Source organism: Amycolatopsis sp. TNS106, from assembly GCF_019330265.1.
Lineage (GTDB): Bacteria > Actinomycetota > Actinomycetes > Mycobacteriales > Pseudonocardiaceae > Amycolatopsis > Amycolatopsis lurida.
This window is the reverse complement of sequence record NZ_CP024972.1, coordinates 1,349,729-1,368,097: the sequence shown is the minus strand read 5'-3', so window position 1 is coordinate 1,368,097 and position 18,369 is coordinate 1,349,729. Positions and strand designations below refer to the sequence as shown.

Here is an 18,369-nt window from a genome sequence, read left to right as displayed (position 1 = left end):
TCAGTCCGCTTTGGCCAGTTCGGCCGAGCTCTCGAGGTCCGCGAGGGTCTCTTCCCGCATCGCCAGTTCCGCCTCGGCGGCGGCGCATTTCGGCGACAGCCGCCCCAGGACGGCGGCGCTGATCTCGCCGAGCGCCTTCACCTGTTCGGGGGTCAGCGGATCGAAGAGGCTCTCGCGGACGGCCTCGACGTGCCCGGGCGCGGCCTCCTCCAGCGCCGCGAAACCCTCAGGGGTCAGCACCGCCCAGGAGCCGCGTTTGTCGGTGGGGCAGGACTCACGGCGCACCCAGCCGTTCGCCTCGAGCCGCGCGACCGCGTGGGAGAGCCTGCTGCGCGACGCTTTGCGCGCGTCGGCCAGTTCGCTCATCCTCAGCCGCCTGTCCGGCGCTTCGGACAGGGCGACGAGCACTTCGTAGTACGTATGAGGCATGCCCGCCTCGTGCTGAAGCTGGCCCTCCAGGTGCGCTTGCAGCATTCGCGTGGCCGCGGAGAAGTCGCGCCAGACCTTTTGCTCCTCGTCGGAGAGCCATCGGGGTTCGGACATGCCGCCCATTCTACCCCTGGTTGAATGCTCAACCAAATTGCGCTACAGTCATGGTTGAGCGCTCAACCAGACGAGGGTTCACCAGGACCACACTCAGACTTTTTGGAGATCGACTCTCATGACCACCACCGAGATCCCGGGCTACGTCGCAGGCAAGTGGACGATCGACACCGCCCACTCCGACATCGCCTACACCGTGAAGCACCTCGGCCTGGCCAAGTCCCGGGGCAACTTCACCGCCTTCACCGGTGAGGTCGTCACGGCCGACAACATCCTCGACTCGTCGGTCACCGTCGAGATCGACGCCTCGTCGGTCGCCAGCGGTGTCGACGGGCGCGACACGCACCTCAAGTCCGAGGACTTCTTCCACGTCGACGAGCACCCGGTCATCACGTTCCGCTCGACCGGCATTCGCGAGGACGGCGGCGACTACGTCATCGACGGCGAGCTCACCTGGCGCGGCAAGACCGTCCCGGTCTCGCTCGAGGCCGAGTTCAACGGCATCGGCACCAACCCGGCCAACGACAACGCCACCACCCTCGGCGTCTCGGCCACCGCGACCGTGAACCGCCGCGACTTCGGCATCGGCCCGGAGGGCAACGCCTTCCTGTCCGAGAAGGTCAAGATCGACATCGAGCTGCAGGCCGCGCTCAACGCCTGAGCCACTGCGCGTGAAGGCCCCCTTCCCTCGGCTGAACCGAGGGAAGGGGGCCTTCACGCACTTCACAGCCCAGGCGGCCTACCAGGCGTCCGCCAGCAGCTGCCGGGTCTCCCCCAGCAACTGCGGCAGCACCTTCGTATGCCCGATCACCGGCATGAAGTTCGCGTCGCCACCCCACCTCGGCACCACGTGCTGGTGCAGATGCGCGGCGATCCCCGCGCCGGCGATCACGCCCTGGTTCATCCCGATGTTGAACCCGTGCGCCGACGAAACCTCCCGGATCACCCGCATCGCGTGCTGGGTGAACTCCGCCACCTCGACGGTCTCTTCCGCCGTCAGATCCGTGTAGTCCGCGACATGGCGGTACGGCACGGCCATCAGGTGACCGGGGTTGTACGGGTACAGGTTCAGCACCACGTACACGGTCTTCCCGCGCGCGATGATCAGCGCGTCCTCGTCGTTCTTCTCCGGAAGATGACAGAACGGGCAGCCCTCGTCGGGCTTCTTGGACCCCTGCACGTAGGCGAGCCGATGCGGGGTCCACAGGCGCTGTAACGCGTCCGGGACCCCCACCCCGTCCTGTCCGACGACTTCAGGGCCATCGGGGCCCGTCACCGGAGTACCGCCTCCAAGCCCGCCGCGGTCGGCGAAGCGTTCTCGCGGCGCTGGACCCAGCCGGCGATCGCCTCGACCGCGTCGGCCACCGGGACACCGTTGATCTGGCCACCGTCGCGGAACCGGAACGACACTGCACCCGCTTCGACGTCCTTCGCGCCCGCCAAGAGCATGAAGGGCACCTTCTGCGTGGTGTGGGTGCGGATCTTCTTCTGCATCCGGTCGTCACTCGCGTCCACGTTGACCCGGATCCCCTTGGCCCGCAGCGCCTTCTCGACCCCGCGCAGGTGATCGACCTGGTCCTCGGTGATCGGGATGCCGACCACCTGGACCGGCGACAGCCACGCCGGGAACGCGCCGGCGTAGTGCTCGGTCAGCACGCCGAAGAACCGCTCGATCGAGCCGAACAGCGCGCGGTGGATCATCACCGGGCGCTGTCGGCTGCCGTCGGCCGCGGTGTACTCCAGTTCGAACTTCTCGGGAAGCATGAAGTCCAGCTGGATGGTCGACATCTGCCAGGTGCGGCCCAGGGCGTCCTTCGCCTGCACGGAGATCTTCGGCCCGTAGAACGCGGCGCCACCCGGATCCGGCACCAGTTCCAGCCCCGAGTCCACGGCGGCCGTGCGCAGCACCTCGGTTGCCTCGGCCCAGACCTCTTCGGAACCGATGTACTTCTCGTCGTTCCGAGTGGACAGTTCGAGGTAGAAGTCGTCGAGACCGTAGTCGCGCAACAGGTTCAGCACGAAGTCCAAAAGGGACTTCAGCTCACCGGGCACCTGCTCGAGGGTGCAGAAGATGTGCGCGTCGTCCTGCGTCATGCCCCGGACCCGGGTGAGCCCGTGGACAACGCCGGACTTCTCGTAGCGGTACACCGAGCCGAACTCGAACATCCGCAGCGGCAGTTCCCGGTAGGAACGCCCGCGCGAGCGGAAGATCAGGTCGTGGAACGGGCAGTTCATCGGCTTGAGGTAGTAGTCCTGGCCGGGCTTGCGGACCGTGCCGTCCTCGTTGTGCTCGGCGTCGAGGTGCATCGCCGGGTACATGCCGTCGCGGTACCAATCGAGGTGACCGGAGGTCTCGAAGAGCGCGCCCTTGGTGATGTGCGGCGAGTAGACGAAGTCGTACCCGGCCTCGACGTGCCGCTGGCGCGAGTAGTTCTCCATCTCCTGCCGGATGATCCCGCCCTTGGGGTGGAACACCGGCAGGCCCGAGCCGATCTCGTCGGGGAAGGAGAACAGGTCCAGCTCGACCCCGAGCTTGCGGTGATCGCGCCGCTCGGCCTCGGCGAGCCGCTCCAGGTAGACGTCTTGCGCCTCGGTGGATTCCCACGCGGTGCCGTAGATCCGCTGCAGCTGCGGGTTCTTGTCGTCACCGCGCCAGTAGGCGGCCGCGACGCGGGTGAGCTTGAACGCCGGGATGAACTTGGTGGTCGGCACGTGCGGGCCGCGGCAGAGGTCGCTCCACACGCGCTCCTTGGTGCGCGGGTCGAGGTTGTCGTAGATGGTCAGCTCGCCGCCGCCGACCTCCATCACCTCGGAGGTGTCCACTGTGGAGTCTTCGGACTTGATGTCCACGAGTTCCAGCTTGAACGGCTCGTCGGCCAGTTCCTTCTTGGCCTCGTCGACCGAGTCGAAGACGCGGCGGGAGAACTGCTGCGCGCCCTTCACGATCTGCTTCATGCGCTTTTCGAGCGCCTGCAGGTCTTCCGGGGTGAACGGGGTGTCGACGGCGAAGTCGTAGTAGAAGCCGTCCTTGACCGGCGGCCCGATGCCGAGCTTGGCCTGCGGGAACTGCTGCTGCACGGCCTGGGCGAGCACGTGGGCGGCCGAGTGGCGGATGACGCTGCGGCCGTCCTCGGTGTTCGCCGCGACGGCTTCGACCTCGACCTCGGCCTCCGGGGCCCAGGAGAGATCGCGGAGGTTCCCCTCGGCGTCGCGCACGACGACGATCGTGTCCGGCCCCTTGGTCGGCAGCCCGGCTTCGCGGACCGCGGTGCCCGCCGTAGTGCCCGCCGGTACCACCACGCGCGAGGCGGTTGCGGCTGCTACTGACGACGGCTGGGACACGATGGACTCCTCGCGATGCAAGCGGATGTTTCGTGTGATGTTAGTCGTCACCCGTCGCACGGCTCACGCGCATTACCCCTAACAGCACGAAGGCCTCCTTCCCATCGGAAGAAGGCCTTCGCGTATCGCGGAACGAGGTCAGACGGTCTCGACGACCTCGTCGAAGTCCAGCCGCGGCAGGCGGTCGAACCAGGGGTTGTCGCCCGGCTTGCCGACGTTGATCACGACGAGGGACTTCCACGGCTTGTCCGCGAAGAACTCCTTGTCGATGCCCTCGGCGTCGAAGCCGGTCATCGGGCCGGCGGCCAGCCCGGCGGCACGGACACCGATGATGAAGTAGCCGACCTGCAGCAGCGCGTTGAGCTTGGCGGTCTCGACGCGGCCCGCCTCGTCGGCGAACAGGTCCTTGGCGCCCGGGAAGTGCGGGAACGTGCGCGGCAGGTTCTCGTGGAACTCGGTGTCGGCGGCCAGCACGACGGTCACGGGCGCGGCCTCGGTCTTGGCGCGGTTGCCCTCGGACATCAGCGGGGCGAGACGCTTCTTGCCCTCGTCGGTGCGGATCACCAGCGCGCGCAGCGGCTGGTTGTTCATCGACGTCGGCGCCCACTTGACCAGCTCGTAGATCGCGCGGATCTGCTCGTCGGTCACCGGCTCGTCGCTGAAGCTGTTCGCGGTGCGGGCCTCGCGGAACAACAGGTCCTGAACGTCCTGCGGGAGGTTCAAGGCTTCGGTCGGCTCAACGCTGGTGGTCATGGGTGGATCTTCCTTCCGTACGCGTCCTGTACCCGGTCCCAACCTAGTTGAGCGCTGAACTATTTCTCGCTCAACTATCTCTGCGTGTGGGTCCGGTCACAGGAGCGCGTCAGTAGGCGCCTCGCCCCTGCACCACGGCACGGAAGGTCTTCCACAGGATCACCAGGTCGAGGGCGAGCGACCAGTCCTCGACGTAACGCAGGTCGAGGCGGATGCTCTCGGCCCAGCTGAGGTCGCTGCGGCCGCTGACCTGCCAGAGGCCGGTCAGCCCCGGCTTGACCAGGAGACGGCGGCGCGCGTCGGGGGCGTACTTCGCGGTCTCCTCGGGCAGCGGCGGCCGGGGGCCGACGAGCGACATCCGCCCGCTCACGACGTTGAGCAGCTGCGGCAATTCGTCGAGGGAGTATCGGCGAAGGAGGCCGCCGACCCGGGTGACCCTCGGGTCCTTGCGCATCTTGAACAACGGGCCCGCGCCTTCGTTGTCCGCCTGGAGGTCCTGCTTGAGCTTGTCGGCGTTCGTGACCATCGTGCGGAACTTCAGCATCGTGAAGGCGTGCCCGTCGCGGCCGACGCGACGCTGCCGGTAGATCACCGGTCCGCGGTCGTCGAGCTTGATCGCGACCGCGATCGCCAGCAGCAAGGGGGAAACGAGGGTGAGGAGCAGGGCGGAACCGAACCGGTCGAGCGCCTCCTTCACCAGACGGCGGCCGCCGGTGAACATCGGCGCGGTGACCCGGAGCAGGGGCATGCCGAGCACGCCGGAGACGTTCAGCCTGGGACCGGCGACCTCCATCAGCATCGGCGCGACCACCATCTCGGCCGAAGTGCCTTCGAGGTCCCAGGCGAGCCGCTGCAGGCGTTTCGGATTCCAGTGCTGATCGGCGGTCACGGCGACCACCCGGTAGCCGCCGCGGCGGACGTGGCCCGCGAGATCGTCGAACTTCCCGACGATCGGGACGCCTTCCACCTCACCGCTCCCCCGGTCCACACCGGCACCGGAGTACGTGCAGACGGCTTCCACGCGCCACCCGACATGCGGATCGGCCTTGGTACGCGCGATGAGGTCGGCGACCGTGTCGGGACTTCCGGCCGCGAGCACCGGCAGCAGGCATTCACCGAGCCGCCTGCGCCGGTGCAGCACCTGTCTCAGCGCGTACCGCTGCAGGAACATGAAGACGGAGATCATCGGGACGACGATGAAGACCCACGGCTGCACGGCGAGCGCACCGAAGAGCAGGCCGCCCAACGCGACCAGAACGGCGGTGGTCACCAGGCCACGCCCCAGCGTCCGGTACTCCTCCGCGCCCTCGCCCAGCACACGCGGGCTCCAGGCTCGGCAGACCGACAATCCGAACAGGAAGGCCGCGGCGGTACCGAGCGCGTGCATGTCGTGCGGATCGGATCGATCGATCAAGAAGGCGCTCATCACGATGAGCACGAAAGCGGTGAAAACGTCACTACCGATGACCCAGGCGCGGTAGCGCGATTCCCAAGCCGCGTAAGGCGGCCGCGCCGAAGTCGTGCCGACCGCGGCGACGTTGCCCGTACCCCGTTGCGGGGGGAGCGGGATCGACTGGAGGTCGATGTGCTGCGGCGTCCCGTTGACGGTGGACGACGGCCGCACCGACTCTTCCATCAGACCTCCCGGAGTGGGGATTCCCGAACGCCGGATCGACACGCTGTGTAAATGAGAGCGATTTCGAAGAGTGATCGATTCGCAAGCTTTCTCAACGGCCGATGGGGCGACACACGCCAAGGTATCGGCCACTCTCCGGCCATCGTTACAAGGATTTCCAGCCACACCCTTGGCGGGCATCCGGCAAATGAATGCCGTGTTGATAACAACATGATGACGATGCGTAATAGACCGTATCCGCCGAACAACTACTCAAAGTAGTCATGAATTCCCCTGTCTCGCGGCCACTCGGAGCACCGCCTCCCCGATCGGCCGAACAGCCCCGAAAACTCCACAGTGGACGGTTCGCGCGAGTCGATCACCGGCCGGTCTACTGTGGATTTCCCGTACTCGGAGAACGTTCGCCGCCCGGGCGCGCTGACCGCAAGCCGACCTACCTTGTCAATCGGTCACCGGAGTGGCGTTTCGTCACATCACGTCAGCATCACGGCGAGCGCCGCCGCCGGGGCCGGACGGCGAGGCTCTCCCCCATGGCCCGCATCACCTTTTCCGTGGTCTGGACCTTTCGGCGGACGTTTCGTGCCGAGGATCACAAAGAAGTCTCGATCGCCGGGTCGTGCGACATTTTCGTGACGTGACGCGGGATGTCCGACGAATGTCCACTCCGGCCGGAACGATGGGCTTCGGGGATCTTCGAACCGTGCCATCCGCGCGACCCGCGGCCAGGGCGGGAAATTCGGCCGTGCCGCCGGCGCCGCCCGGCACGGCAGAAGTACCGCCCCCACATAACCCGCGTCCGACCTGGGGATCGAATGCCACCGGACAGCGCACGGCGGACACTGCCCGAGAATGAATCAAGGCCCCGGACCATCGGTCCAGGGCCTTCATCCGGTGGGCGATACTGGGATCGAACCAGTGACCTCTTCGGTGTGAACGAAGCGCTCTCCCGCTGAGCTAATCGCCCGCTCGCGGTGTCCGGCAGACTCTACCCCACGACTTTAGGGGGCCTGCAAACGGGTGGTTCCGCCCGACCACACTCCGCTCACCAGCAAATACGGAGCGAACAACCACGAGCTAGCCGGGGCTGTCCCCGCCGGGGGGTGCCCGCGACGCGTTTCGACATTCGTGCGACGGTGCTATCGCGTGACGACTAAACCGCGCAGTATGTACATGTGGACTGCCTGCAGGGCGCATGTAGGGCTGCGCGTCGCGCGGGTGATGATGGGGTGATGGAGGATGAACCCGGGGTCCGATGACCCCGTCCGGGTGATCTGCGGCAAAACCGCGTTCCGATCGGCCGGCCGATACGTCACATCATCGCCACTCGGTTCGACCGGGCCGGGAAGGAGACGAAGGGTAGGACGATGCGCAACGATCACGTGACGCTCCGCTCGACGGCGGTGTTCGACCTCCTGGCGCCGCGGACCCCCGCGGTTCCGGTCAAGGTGGAACTGCGATACGACACACGCGACCCCTACGCGGTCGTGGCCGCCTTCCGTACCGGCCGCGCCGGCTGGGTCGAGTGGGTCTACGCACGCGACCTCCTCGCGGACGGCCTCCTGGCCGACGCGGGCGACGGCGACGTACGCATCCGCCCCTCCGTCGAAGACCCCGAGTCCGTCCTCATCGAACTGAACTCGCCGTCCGGGCACGCCATGTTCGAGGCGTCCGCTCAAGAGCTGGCCGACTTCCTCGACCGGACGTACGACGTCGTGCTCCCGGGCAACGAGCACCTCTGGGTCGACGTCGACGATGCCCTGACCCACCTGATCCCCCACGATCTGGCCTGATGACGGGCTTGCGAACAGCAAGTGGCACCCCGGTTGCAGGGCCGTTTTCGGGATCGGATAGTGTTCACACACACCACGGCGACGGGGTGAGAGACAGAACCACGAGGTTCTGACCTCCCATCCGAACCGAGGATGTGCGGATGTAGCGCAGCTGGTAGCGCATCACCTTGCCAAGGTGAGGGTCGCGGGTTCGAATCCCGTCATCCGCTCGGAAGGCCCTCTCGGGCCTGACACGGTGGAGTGGCCGAGAGGCGAGGCAACGGCCTGCAAAGCCGTGTACACGGGTTCGAATCCCGTCTCCACCTCGCGCGATTAGCTCAGCGGGAGAGCGCTTCCCTGACACGGAAGAGGTCACTGGTTCAATCCCAGTATCGCGCACCATCTGTTTTCTCAGGTCAGAAGCCCTGCTCCTCCTTGGAGGGGCGGGGCCTCAGTCGTTCTCAAGACGGCATCCGGTGGCCTTCGGAGCCGTCTCGAGCCGCATGTCCCCGAACGTGGCGTGTAGGTGCGGGAACCACTCCCCAGCTTCGTCCGCTCACTCGGCGTGAGCGCGACCAACGAACCGATCCACCGGGTCTCGAGCGCCTGCAGAATCTGACGACGCATCAGCGGAGTCACGTGGTCGTAGACCCTCGCGATGCCTTTCATCTTCTGCCCCAGCCGCGCCCGACGGGCAACCTCGGGGATGCCGTCCTCGGCAAGCCAGGTGCTGTGACTGTGCCGGCCCTCGTGGAAGGTGAACGTCGGCAGGATCGGCTGCACCACTTCCGCCGACCGCGTGTGTTCAGCGTCACTGCCGTCCCACACCGGGCGCCAGTAGCGGTTGCGGAAGTTCGACCGCCGCAACGGCTGCACAGCACGAAACCCGAGAACGAACCCTGCGAGCTCAAGCCCGCTCTCGTAGAGACGCATCGACGCCCTCAGCGCCTGCACCGGCGTCGCGACAAGGTTCTCGACCTCGAACTCGCCCGACGTGACACGAATCCCGGCGCACGGGTTCGCAGGAATCTTCCGAGCCTTAACCGCGGCACCGAGGATTGTCGAGAACAGCGAGAAGATCGACGCCACCGACGAGTCGGCGTAGTCCTCGTACAACTCCGAGAGCCACTTCTCGATCTCGACGTAGCTGTTGAAGATCCCGGCCAGCGGCCAGGACGACCACTGTGGGAGCAGATGGTTGTCCAGAAAGGACCGGTACTTCGCCGATGTCGTCGGCTCCAGCCGCGGACCGACCGCGTCCATGAACTCCTCGGCGAACACGCCGAACAACATCTCCGCTTCCCGCGGGCCCAGCCACAGGTTGCGCCGGATCAGCGCCTCCTGCTCCACACCCCACGCCTCGGCGGCCTTCTCTGAGTCGAACCCGGCTCGGCTCCCCCACGTCCCATCAGGACGTTTGAACCGAGAACGCCATCCTGGCGTGCAACGTCGTCTACAACGTCGCCGACTCGCGCCCCTTCCTGCACGCCCTGACCGGACACGCCCGGCGGCGAGTGATCGTCGAAGTGGGCGCCGCGCACCCGCTCACCGAACTGAACCCGCTGTGGCGACGCTTCCACGGCATCGACCGTCCCACGGGACCGACCGCCGAGGAATTCCTCGCCACGCTCAGCGAACTCGACATCGAACCCACCACGGTCCGGTGGCGCCGCCAACCGGAGGCCGAGTACGCCACCTTTGCCGAACTGACCGACGTCACCCGCAGGCGGCTGTGTCTCCCCGCCGACGCCGAACCCGAGTCGGCCACCGCGCTGCGCGAACTCGGCGTCGACCCGGACCTGCCGCCGGATCTCGGCTCGTCCGGGCGCGATCTGGTGACGGTCAGCTGGCTGGGCCGGGCCGGGCGTTTGACGGCCGCCACCCGCTCCACCGTGCCGAGCTTGAGCCGTTCGCTGCGCGTCACCTCGAATCCGGCCGGAGCGAGCAACGGCAGCCGGCGAGCCGACGGCACCGTCGTCGAGCCCGCGCGCGCCGTGGACGTGCCGCTGGCTGTGCGTCTCGACTTCACCGAGGGAAAAGTGTGGTTCGTCGGAGGCGACGAGATCATGGTCGTCTTCTCGCCCGAGAAGATCCGCGACATGGGCTTCAAGGACATCACATTTCTTCAGTAGCTCAGTTACGCACTCGTCGGCATGTCAGTGCGTCAGCTGCGGCCCGGCTACGCCTCGTTCCCGGGCTCGAACCTCGCGCGATCAGTCGTGATGCCTGTGAGGGGGTTGAGCCGTCGGAAGAGTCGAACGCAGTGATCGCGCGACTGCCTGCACAACGGGCGCGGGTAACCCCAGGGTCGGCATCGATTGCAGTTCCACCTCGAACTCGAGATCGACCTCTGCACAGTCGCAATCCAGGTACTCCTCCACGGCCAAGCAACGGCTGGCCAAGTCCGAGTCGAAATCCGGCGACCCGAACCGGGCCATGAGGCGAATCATCGGCGCGGTGACCACGGCCGGCCGAGCACGAAGGTCGTCCGCCATCAAGCGGGCGACAAGATCCGCTGACTCATCCTGGCCGGGAACTGAGACCCCGTACCGCTCACACGCGGCGGCCACCAGCGGTTCAGTGTCCCACCCGCTCACCCGACGACTCAGGCCCGCCAGCTCAGCGATCTCAGGATCTTCAATGCCCTCAAGAAGCAGGCTGACCGCCACATCCGGCCAGTCGCCCGGCTGCAGGACACCATGGGACTCCGCCACCTTCGCCACCAAGAGCGCCGTTCGCACCGAGACATCGTCCACCCGTCGACCTTAACGTCCGCTCATCGGCATGAGCGGGAGTTACACCGCTCGTTTACAGTCCCTCGACCTGATGCGAGCAGGGATATGGAATCGTTGGTGCTGCTGTGCCGCCACGATCGCCTCCGTCTTCTGGACGGGACCTCGTCACGGTCGTCGGTGTCGCTGTGGACAAACTGATCCGGACCCAGTTGGCGGGCACCGACACTAGGTCGACGTCGTGGTTCTGCCGCAGGCAGGTACCCGTCGGTGGCGTGCTGGTCGGTGCGCTGGCGCAGGGCTGTGTCACCCTCGGAGTGGGAGCCGCGCCCAACAGCGTGAGCTCGCGCAGCTCCAAGAGTGGATCCTTGATGCATGCTGCGGCGGGCAGCACGATTCGAACGTTCTTCTTCACCAGTCGCTCATGTTCTCTGCTCTCGTGAACTGTGCCGATCATGCCTGAGGGCAGGGTGGCGTGTACTCGACTATCGGGACGTATGTGCTCCAGTTCTGACTGTTCAAGGCGCCGGCGCTGTTCGCGCAGATGGCCCGGATCGCGGCCTCGACGTTCAGGTTCCAGACAGTGGCGACCCCGTTGTCGGTGGTGGCGGCCAGGGAGTGACCGTCCGGACTGAACGCCAACACAGAGACGGGTCCGGTGGCGACGGTCAGCGGTTCACCGATCTCGGTCGGGTGGTCGGGGTCGACGACGTTCCATAATGCGATGGTGCCCACGCTCGCATGGCCTGCGGCGGCCAGGGTTTTGCCGTCAGGGCTGAACGCGATCGACCAGAGGCTGCTGCCGGGCATCACCAGGGGCTGGCCTCTCGGGGTGAGGTGATTAAGGTCGGTGCTGTCCCAGAGGGTGATGGTGCCATTGCTGTTCCCGGTGGCCAGGGTGTGGCCGTCAGGGCTGAAGGCCACCCAGGTATGGGTTCCGGCGGGTTGAGGTAGCGGTTGACCGATGCGAACCGACGGTGCGAAAGCCGTCGTGCTCCACAGACCGACCTCGTGGGTGCTGCTGTCGCCGCCGGTGGCCAGCGTGCGACCATCAGGGCTGAACGCGATCGACACGATGGATCTCGTGTGATCCGTACGGATCTCGCCTTTGGTGGTGGGATGCGCGGGGTCGCTGACGTTCCAGAGGGCGATACCGGAGGACTTCTCGTAGTCGTCTCCGGCCGCGGCCAGGGTATGGCCGTCGGGGCTGAACCCGAGGGAGAAGATCAGCCCGCCGGCTCCGGTGAGTGGCTCTCCGAGGCGAACGGGATGGTCAGGTTCGGCCATGTTCCACAAGGTCACGGTGCCGACGCTGTCGCCGGCGGCCAAGGTACGACCGTCAGGACTGAACGCCACTGCATTGACCGCCTGGGAACTCACAGCCAAGGGCGCACCTCTGGGGGCCGGATGACTGGGATCAGTCGTATTCCACAAACTGACGGTGCCGTTCTGGTTCCCGGCGGCCAGGGTGCGGCCATCCGGGCGGAACGCGACCGAAGCGAGGTTGCCACCCCCGCCGATCAGCTGCGTCGGCGGCAGGTTCCACAGATCCACGTTGCCATCGGCATTCCCCGCCGCGAGAGTGCGGCTGTCAGGGCTGAACGCGACCGCCATGACCGGTAGAGGAGGACCCGCCAGCGGCTTGCCCAATGGTGACACACGCTCCGGGGCGGTGACATTCCACAAGTGGACGGTGTGATCGGCGCTGCCTGCGGCCAGCATGTGACCGTCGGGACTGAACGCGACCGACATCACCGCTTGGGCGGGCCCGGTCAGCGGCTTGCCCAACGGGACCGGATGTTCCAGGTCAGTGAGGCTCCACAGGCGCACGGTGTTGTCTGTGACTCCGGCGGCGAGTGTGTGACCGTCGGGACTGAACGCGACCGAATTGACTCCGCTACCGACGGTCAGCGGCTCGCCTCGGAGCTTCGGGTGACTCGGGTCGAGGGTGTTCCACAGCCCGATGGTGTCGGTGCCAGTGCCCGCCGTGGCACCACAGGCGGCCGCGAGTGTGCGACCGTCCGGACTGAACGCCAAGGAACGGAGATACATACAGGTCGCGAACGCCTCTCCTTCCGAGGTGACGTCACTGGGGCGGGCGACATTCCACAGGCTCACGATTCCAGCGGCCCGTCCAGCGGCCAGAGTGCGGCCGTCCGGGCTGAATGCCAGCGAATTGAAGGAGCTCATGAAGTCGAAGGGACTCACGCCAACGCTCGCCGGCCGGCCCAGCAGGACCGGATGGCTGGGGCTGGTCAGATTCCACAAATCGACGAAGCCGCCGGAGCCGGAGTTACCGACGTGGTTGGAATGGCCACCGACAGCCAGGGTGCGGCCGTCCGGGCTGAACTTGACCGCCAGGACGGAGTCGACGGAAGCGTCTTCGGGAAGGGGCCCGCCCAACGCGACCGGGTGGCTGGGGTCAGAGACATCCCAGAGCTGGACGATGTTCTTGTTCACGTAGCCGACGGCCAGCGTGTGCCCGTCCGGGCTGTAGGCCACGGTGTAGGCAGAGCCCTTGGATCCAGGCAACCGGATACCCATCGGCGTGTTCTCAGCGGTGATCAACCGGGATGTCGCCTGCGGGGTCGGGTTCATGCGGTAGGCGACCAGGGCGAGTTGCGCGGACAGCGCGGGCTCGGTGGGCGCCAGCTGCAAAGACTTTGAGGTGACGGCGGCATTGACAGCTTCGTCGCGAGCTTGGATCGCGTTGGCGTTCTGCACGAACGCGACCACGGCGGCGACAGAGGCGACCACAGCGAGCACGCTGATCGCCGCGACGGCTGACCGCCGGAGCCGCTGCCCGCGACGCTGATGGCGCTGGGCGGTGGCCAGAAACTCGCGGGCCTCGGCGCTGAGGTCCTGCGTGTGCTTTTCGGCCCAGGTCTGAGCGAGCTCCAGGCGGTTGCCGCGATACAACGCGCCTGGCTCCTGCCCGGCGTCATCCCAGGCAGCGGCGGCCTCTTCGAGGTCCTGCCGGACCAGGTTGCCGTCCCGGTCCTGCTCGATCCACTTCCGCAGGCGCGGCCAGGCTTGGATCAACACCTCATGCGTGATCGTCACAGCGTCCTGATCGCGAGTCAGGAGCCTGCCGCGGGTGAAGTTGTCCAGGACAGCCTTGGTCGCCTCCGGATCCGGTGCGTGCCTGAGCAGATCGTCGTATCTGGCTCGACGACGGGTGTCGTCCGCGTCGCGTCCCACGGTGACCAGTCGCAGGAACACCCACCGTGCGATGTCGCGACTCGTCGGCGGAAGCGCGTCGAACAGCCGGTCCGCCGTATTGGCGAGAGCACGCTGGATCCCGCCGGTGACCCGATATCCGTCCACGGTCAGCCGGTGGCCGCTGCGTTGCTGCCAGGTTGCCCGTAGCGCGTGTGCCAGCAGTGGCAACCGACCGGCGGCGCCCGCGCCTGCCAGGCCTCCGACCGCTCCGAGGTCGGTCAACAACACTTCGACCAAGCCGTCTTCGACCTCGAGGTTCACATCCGCGGCGGGAAGGCGGATCGCCTCCTTGAGTTCGCTCTCGGTCATCGGGCCCAGCACCACCGGTCCGGCCTGCAGTGCCGCCCGAAGCTGTGGATAAGGCGTGCAGGCGGCGTAGAAGTCCGCACGCACGCTCAGTACCACCGCGGTATCGCCCGCGGGCTTGGCCAGGTGGTCCAATACCTCGACGAACCACTCACGCTCGGCCTCATCGGCGCACGCCGTGAAGACCTCCTCGAACTGGTCCACCACCACGATCAGACCAGTCTCGGGACGCTCGCCGGCCTTCGACGCGGCGTCGGAACCAGTCATCCTGCGCAAATCCAGCGAACACCGCGCTGGATCGGACCGCCAGGACTCGGCCTGGCCGCGGGCATCGTCGGCATCAGCTCCGGCGGCGACGGCCAGCGCCAGAGCGGGGGACGCCGTCGGGGTGAGCAGCAACCGTGGCCACTCGCTCGATCCCTTCACTGGCAGCCGGCCTCCACCCAGCGCCGGGAGCACGCCAGCCGCGAGGAGCGAGGATTTCCCCGCCCCGGACGGACCGATCAGCATCAGCGGACCGCCCTCGTGTATCCGGGCGTCCATCCGCTCCAAGACGGTGTGGATCATCTGGTCCCGGCCGTAGAACCAGTCCCGTTGTTCCTCGCCGAATGACATCAACCCTGGATACGGACACAGCATCGCGCGAGCTTCCGGACCAGGCCAGGTGCGGCGCGGCCCGTCGGGCTTGTTGATGATGGTCAAATCCCGGCCCGCCAGGTTGGCGTCTCCCCCGCCCGTGACGGATGCCTCCAGCTTGATCGACTGCCGGAGCGGGTGTCCGCTGGATCGAGTGCGGTCGTCCGGCTCGGTCACTCGGCCCCGCCCTTGGCGATGGTCATGTCCCTGCCCGCCAGATAGGCGTCGCCGCCGCCGGAGACTCTCGCCTTCAGCGTCATCGAGGCTGCGGTCTGCTGCCCCGCTGATCCCGCATCACGTGACATCTCGAACAACAGCGTACGAATTTCGTTGGCAGCCTCCGGTCGCTCCGCGATCAGCCTGGCGAGACGTGCCCGCCACTCGGCGACCAGCAGGCCCTGGAGTTCCACGCTGTCACCGGCCTTTGTGGCCCGCACCAAATCGGCGCGGGCCTCGGTCAGTTCGGCTTCGACGGGCTCACGATGCGAATGCCGCCACAATGACAGGACCGAGGCCTTGATCGCGGCCCAGCCGTCCGTGGCCAACAGATCGATCAAATGCTCGGCGGCGGCCGATGCTAGTTCCCCAGCCATATTCGAGATATCCACGCTTCCTCCCCGTCGCCGTCCTATTTTCCGTGGGTGGAGATCGCGGTCAAGGTCAGATTCGAGGCGATGAACACGTGGTCACCACCCACGGTCCACTTGAACCCGAGATCAGGCTGCCCTGGGTCGTTGTACTTCCACCGGGCCTTGCCTGTGGCCGCGTCGATGGCCCACAGTGTCTTGGCCGTGTCGGTGACGAACACGGTGTCGGCCGAGCACTGCGCGCTCTTGCCGGTGGTTCTGAGAGAGGCGTTGAACATGTTGGAGCCGCCGATGCGGCTGGCTCCGGTGAGCCTTGCTACCCACTTGAGAGTCCCGTCGGCGGAACTGACGGCAGCGAGATCGCTGCCCACCGGCACGTAGATCGTCGTGCCGTCCAAGCTCGCGGTCAGGCTGCCGAGCCGGACCTGGTCCCCACTATTCGCCTCGAACGGCTGATGCCACTTCTCCACACCGGTCGCCGCGTCGACGGCGAAGAGTGTACCGCCGGAACCACCGGCGAAGAAGAAGAGCCCAGCGGCGTAGCACGTCAACGGCCAGCCGGTATTGAAGTAGTACGCGGCTTTCGGAATGGCTGTCTTCCAGCCACGGGCGCCCTGCTTGCCGGCGTCGATCATCTGGACCTGGCCCGCCTGGCCTCTCGGGACGCTCGACGCCGCGAGCAGGTGCGAGCCCGATGGCGGCACCAGCACATTATTGATATCCGTACCTTCGACCCGCCACAGTCCCTTGCCGGTCGCGCCGTCGAACGCCCGGATGTAACCGGTCGTCTCTTCCGAGGTCGAGGACGTCCGGGATTGCACCCGCCCACACACGTACACGGTGTTGCCACTGGCCGCGACATATCTCGCGTGGTAGGTCGAGGCACTGCCGGCATCGGACATGGCCATGGAGGTCGCCCACTTCGCGTCCCCAGTGGTCCCGTCGACCGCGGCCACCGTGTGGCGCCCACCCGGCAGGTCGCAGAGATAGTAGAAGACCCCACCCGCATACGTTGTCGGGGACCAATCGTTCGACCCGAACATGCTGGTGGAGTTCAGCGCGCGCAGCGCGGGCTTACCCGTCGAGGCGTCCACGAAGGCCGTGGTCTGGTCCGTGACGATCATGACCACCTTGTCGGAGGCCTCAAGGTACGTCGGGGCGCTGCCCCCGGCGGCCGTCCATGCCTTGGTCGCATCCGGTGCGTCCAGGATGACCGGAGTCGGTTCGCCTGTCGACGACGTCGCTGGTGAAGGCGTCCGCACCGAGGGGCCGGCGGGCGTCGGCGACAGGTCCTCGGAGGAGAACGCCACGGTTGCGGCGGCCGCGCCACCGATCAGGAGCGCGCCTCCAGCCAGACCGACGATCATATGTCGACGGCTGATCTTGCCGCCGACCGTTCTCGACTCCGTTGCCGCGGCGAGTACCTCGATCTCGGCAGTCAGCTCTACCGGCAACCAGTTTCCTGAAGGAAACGGCAGATCCTGGCGGTCGAGATAGTCGACGACCTGCTCAGCGGTGGGCCGTCTCGAGGGATCCGGGTCCATACAGCCGCCGATCACCTCGCGCAGCGACGTCGGCAGCGCGCTGGTGACCGTGTCCAGCTCGGCGCCCCGGACACGCTCAAGCTCACTTCCCGAGGCCGCGAACAGCACCGTTGCGCCCAGATCGAACATGTCGTCCATCGGTGACCCGGCGTCGACAGTGCCGAATGCGGAAATACAAGGTCCGTTTACCGTCAGCAACACCGAGTCCGGCCCTACATCGGCGTGGATCAATCCATCCGCATGAATTCGGGTCATCGCCTGGGCGAGCCCTGCGACGACCTTCCGCAGGGCCGGTTCCGCCAGCCGGCCGTATCGGTTCACCGCCCGCCGAAGCGGCAATCCCCGTACGAACGCGGTCGCCGACCAGGGGGGCTGCGCGTCCGGGTCAGCATCCACCATCGGCGCGATGAAGTCCCCGGATACCGCCCGGGCCGCCTCGACACGAGCCCGGAACCGCTCCCGGAATTCCGGAGCCGCAGCCACCTCAGGCTTGACCACAGTGACCAGGACGACACGCCCGTCGTCCGAGCGTCCCACGAAAATCTCTCCCGCACCGGCCGTGCCCCATTTACCGATCAGTGAATACGGACCTGCCTGCTGGAGATCACCCGCTTCGAGTTTGTCCACGTCCCCACTCCTAAGCCAGCCTGATCGTCTGATCGCGCGCCGCCTGGTACGCACTGCCTCCACCGGACACATGCGCTGTCATGGTCACCGTCGATTCGGCGGCAGGTTCCGTGCCGGCCGCCGGCCCACGCCCGATATCAGGCAGCAGTGCCCCCACCGCGGTACACAATCGGTCAAGCCCCTCCGCGAGGTGAGTCTCCGGAACACGGGCAAACTGCAGCCTGCCGAGCTCTGCGATCTCAAGTGGCAACGCCGATGCCTCGGGCAGCATCGTCCCGTCACCCAGGAGGACAGGGACGACGCGGTTTCCCGCCTTCAGCGCAGTCGCGATCTCCACGCGGACCCAATCATGGGTCCGATCGAGGAGCCGCGCGCCGTCGTCGCCACGGGCATCGAGCCATAGCGTGCCGATGAGCACGAGCATCAACTCGCACTCGGCGGCCTGGCGCCGCAGGATTTCGGCGAAATCGGCACCCGCCGGGATCGACTCGCCCGACTTGAAGAACTCGCCCTCCCCGAACCGGTCGACCAAGGCTTGATAGACGCGGTCCCTCATCCAGCGCGAGTCCGCTTTGCGGAAGTTCAGGAACACACGGGGCATACCGCCCCACCCCCTTAGGCCACCTTGACAAAGGCTTCGGAGATACCGTATCGGCCGAACGCAGGACTTGA

General features: G+C 66.7%; 14 protein-coding genes and 4 tRNA genes. 6 read left to right on the top strand and 12 right to left on the bottom strand.

Annotated features, from left to right (window positions below):
* On the bottom strand, positions 1–543 hold the full coding sequence (locus CVV72_RS06050) for a MarR family winged helix-turn-helix transcriptional regulator (RefSeq protein ID WP_219151432.1): 543 nt from the start codon (positions 541–543) through the stop codon (positions 1–3).
* A gap of 118 nt (positions 544–661) precedes the next feature.
* Here CVV72_RS06050 and CVV72_RS06045 point away from each other — a divergent pair, with 118 nt between their 5' ends.
* Positions 662–1,204 carry a YceI family protein gene (locus CVV72_RS06045; RefSeq protein ID WP_034307837.1) on the top strand — a complete coding sequence of 181 codons (543 nt, stop codon included), beginning with the start codon at positions 662–664 and terminating at the stop codon, positions 1,202–1,204.
* A gap of 78 nt (positions 1,205–1,282) precedes the next feature.
* Here the strand turns inward: CVV72_RS06045 and CVV72_RS06040 are convergent, their stop codons facing one another.
* The 5 genes from CVV72_RS06040 to CVV72_RS06020 form a co-directional block, all read right to left on the bottom strand.
* Entirely contained in the window at positions 1,283–1,819 is a 537-nt protein-coding gene (locus CVV72_RS06040; RefSeq protein ID WP_219151431.1) for an HIT domain-containing protein, read from the bottom strand.
* A complete protein-coding gene (thrS, locus tag CVV72_RS06035) occupies positions 1,816–3,843 on the bottom strand; it encodes a threonine--tRNA ligase (RefSeq protein WP_255632550.1) in 2,028 nt (675 codons plus the stop codon). Before thrS ends, CVV72_RS06040 begins: the two co-directional genes overlap by 4 nt.
* A gap of 180 nt (positions 3,844–4,023) precedes the next feature.
* The gene (locus CVV72_RS06030; protein ID WP_219151429.1) at positions 4,024–4,638 is read right to left on the bottom strand and encodes a malonic semialdehyde reductase; all 615 of its coding nucleotides are present in this window, start codon (positions 4,636–4,638) and stop codon (positions 4,024–4,026) included.
* 109 nt (positions 4,639–4,747) lie between these two features.
* A complete protein-coding gene (locus CVV72_RS06025) occupies positions 4,748–6,274 on the bottom strand; it encodes a sugar transferase (RefSeq protein ID WP_219151428.1) in 1,527 nt (508 codons plus the stop codon).
* Between the two features lie 892 nt (positions 6,275–7,166).
* Positions 7,167–7,238 (bottom strand) — tRNA-Val (locus CVV72_RS06020).
* 400 nt (positions 7,239–7,638) lie between these two features.
* On the opposite strand from CVV72_RS06020, the gene CVV72_RS06015 reads away from it, so the two are divergent.
* The 4 genes from CVV72_RS06015 (at position 7,639) to CVV72_RS06000 (ending at position 8,445) form a co-directional block, all read left to right on the top strand.
* A complete protein-coding gene (locus CVV72_RS06015; RefSeq protein WP_033293569.1) occupies positions 7,639–8,064 on the top strand; it encodes an SsgA family sporulation/cell division regulator in 426 nt (141 codons plus the stop codon).
* 136 nt (positions 8,065–8,200) lie between these two features.
* Positions 8,201–8,273 (top strand) — tRNA-Gly (locus CVV72_RS06010).
* Between the two features lie 25 nt (positions 8,274–8,298).
* Positions 8,299–8,369, top strand: a tRNA-Cys gene (locus tag CVV72_RS06005).
* Between the two features lies 1 nt (position 8,370).
* Positions 8,371–8,445, top strand: a tRNA-Val gene (locus CVV72_RS06000).
* Between the two features lie 9 nt (positions 8,446–8,454).
* Here the strand turns inward: CVV72_RS06000 and CVV72_RS05995 are convergent.
* Complete coding sequence (locus CVV72_RS05995; RefSeq protein ID WP_255632549.1) at positions 8,455–9,324, bottom strand: site-specific integrase; 870 nt, start codon at positions 9,322–9,324, stop codon at positions 8,455–8,457.
* Between the two features lie 233 nt (positions 9,325–9,557).
* Here CVV72_RS05995 and CVV72_RS05990 point away from each other — a divergent pair, with 233 nt between their 5' ends.
* Positions 9,558–10,175 carry a hypothetical protein gene (locus CVV72_RS05990; RefSeq protein ID WP_219151427.1) on the top strand — a complete coding sequence of 206 codons (618 nt, stop codon included), beginning with the start codon at positions 9,558–9,560 and terminating at the stop codon, positions 10,173–10,175.
* An 81-nt stretch (positions 10,176–10,256) separates the two neighbouring features.
* Here CVV72_RS05990 and CVV72_RS05985 read toward each other — a convergent pair whose 3' ends face one another.
* From CVV72_RS05985 to CVV72_RS05965, 5 genes are all read right to left on the bottom strand, one after another.
* Entirely contained in the window at positions 10,257–10,799 is a 543-nt protein-coding gene (locus tag CVV72_RS05985; RefSeq protein WP_219151426.1) for a DUF4034 domain-containing protein, read from the bottom strand.
* A 429-nt stretch (positions 10,800–11,228) separates the two neighbouring features.
* Positions 11,229–15,116: an NACHT and WD repeat domain-containing protein gene (locus CVV72_RS05980; RefSeq protein ID WP_219151425.1), complete on the bottom strand. Its 3,888-nt coding sequence runs from the start codon at positions 15,114–15,116 to the stop codon at positions 11,229–11,231.
* Entirely contained in the window at positions 15,113–15,547 is a 435-nt protein-coding gene (locus CVV72_RS05975) for a hypothetical protein (RefSeq protein ID WP_219151424.1), read from the bottom strand. The genes CVV72_RS05980 and CVV72_RS05975 overlap by 4 nt, the downstream gene beginning before the upstream one ends.
* 20 nt (positions 15,548–15,567) lie before the next feature.
* Entirely contained in the window at positions 15,568–17,697 is a 2,130-nt protein-coding gene (locus CVV72_RS05970; protein WP_219151423.1) for a PQQ-binding-like beta-propeller repeat protein, read from the bottom strand.
* Positions 17,698–17,707: 10 nt separating this feature from the next.
* Positions 17,708–18,298, bottom strand: a complete 591-nt coding sequence (locus CVV72_RS05965; protein ID WP_219151422.1) for a TIR domain-containing protein — start codon at positions 18,296–18,298, stop codon at positions 17,708–17,710.
* Positions 18,299–18,369 lie beyond the last annotated feature (71 nt).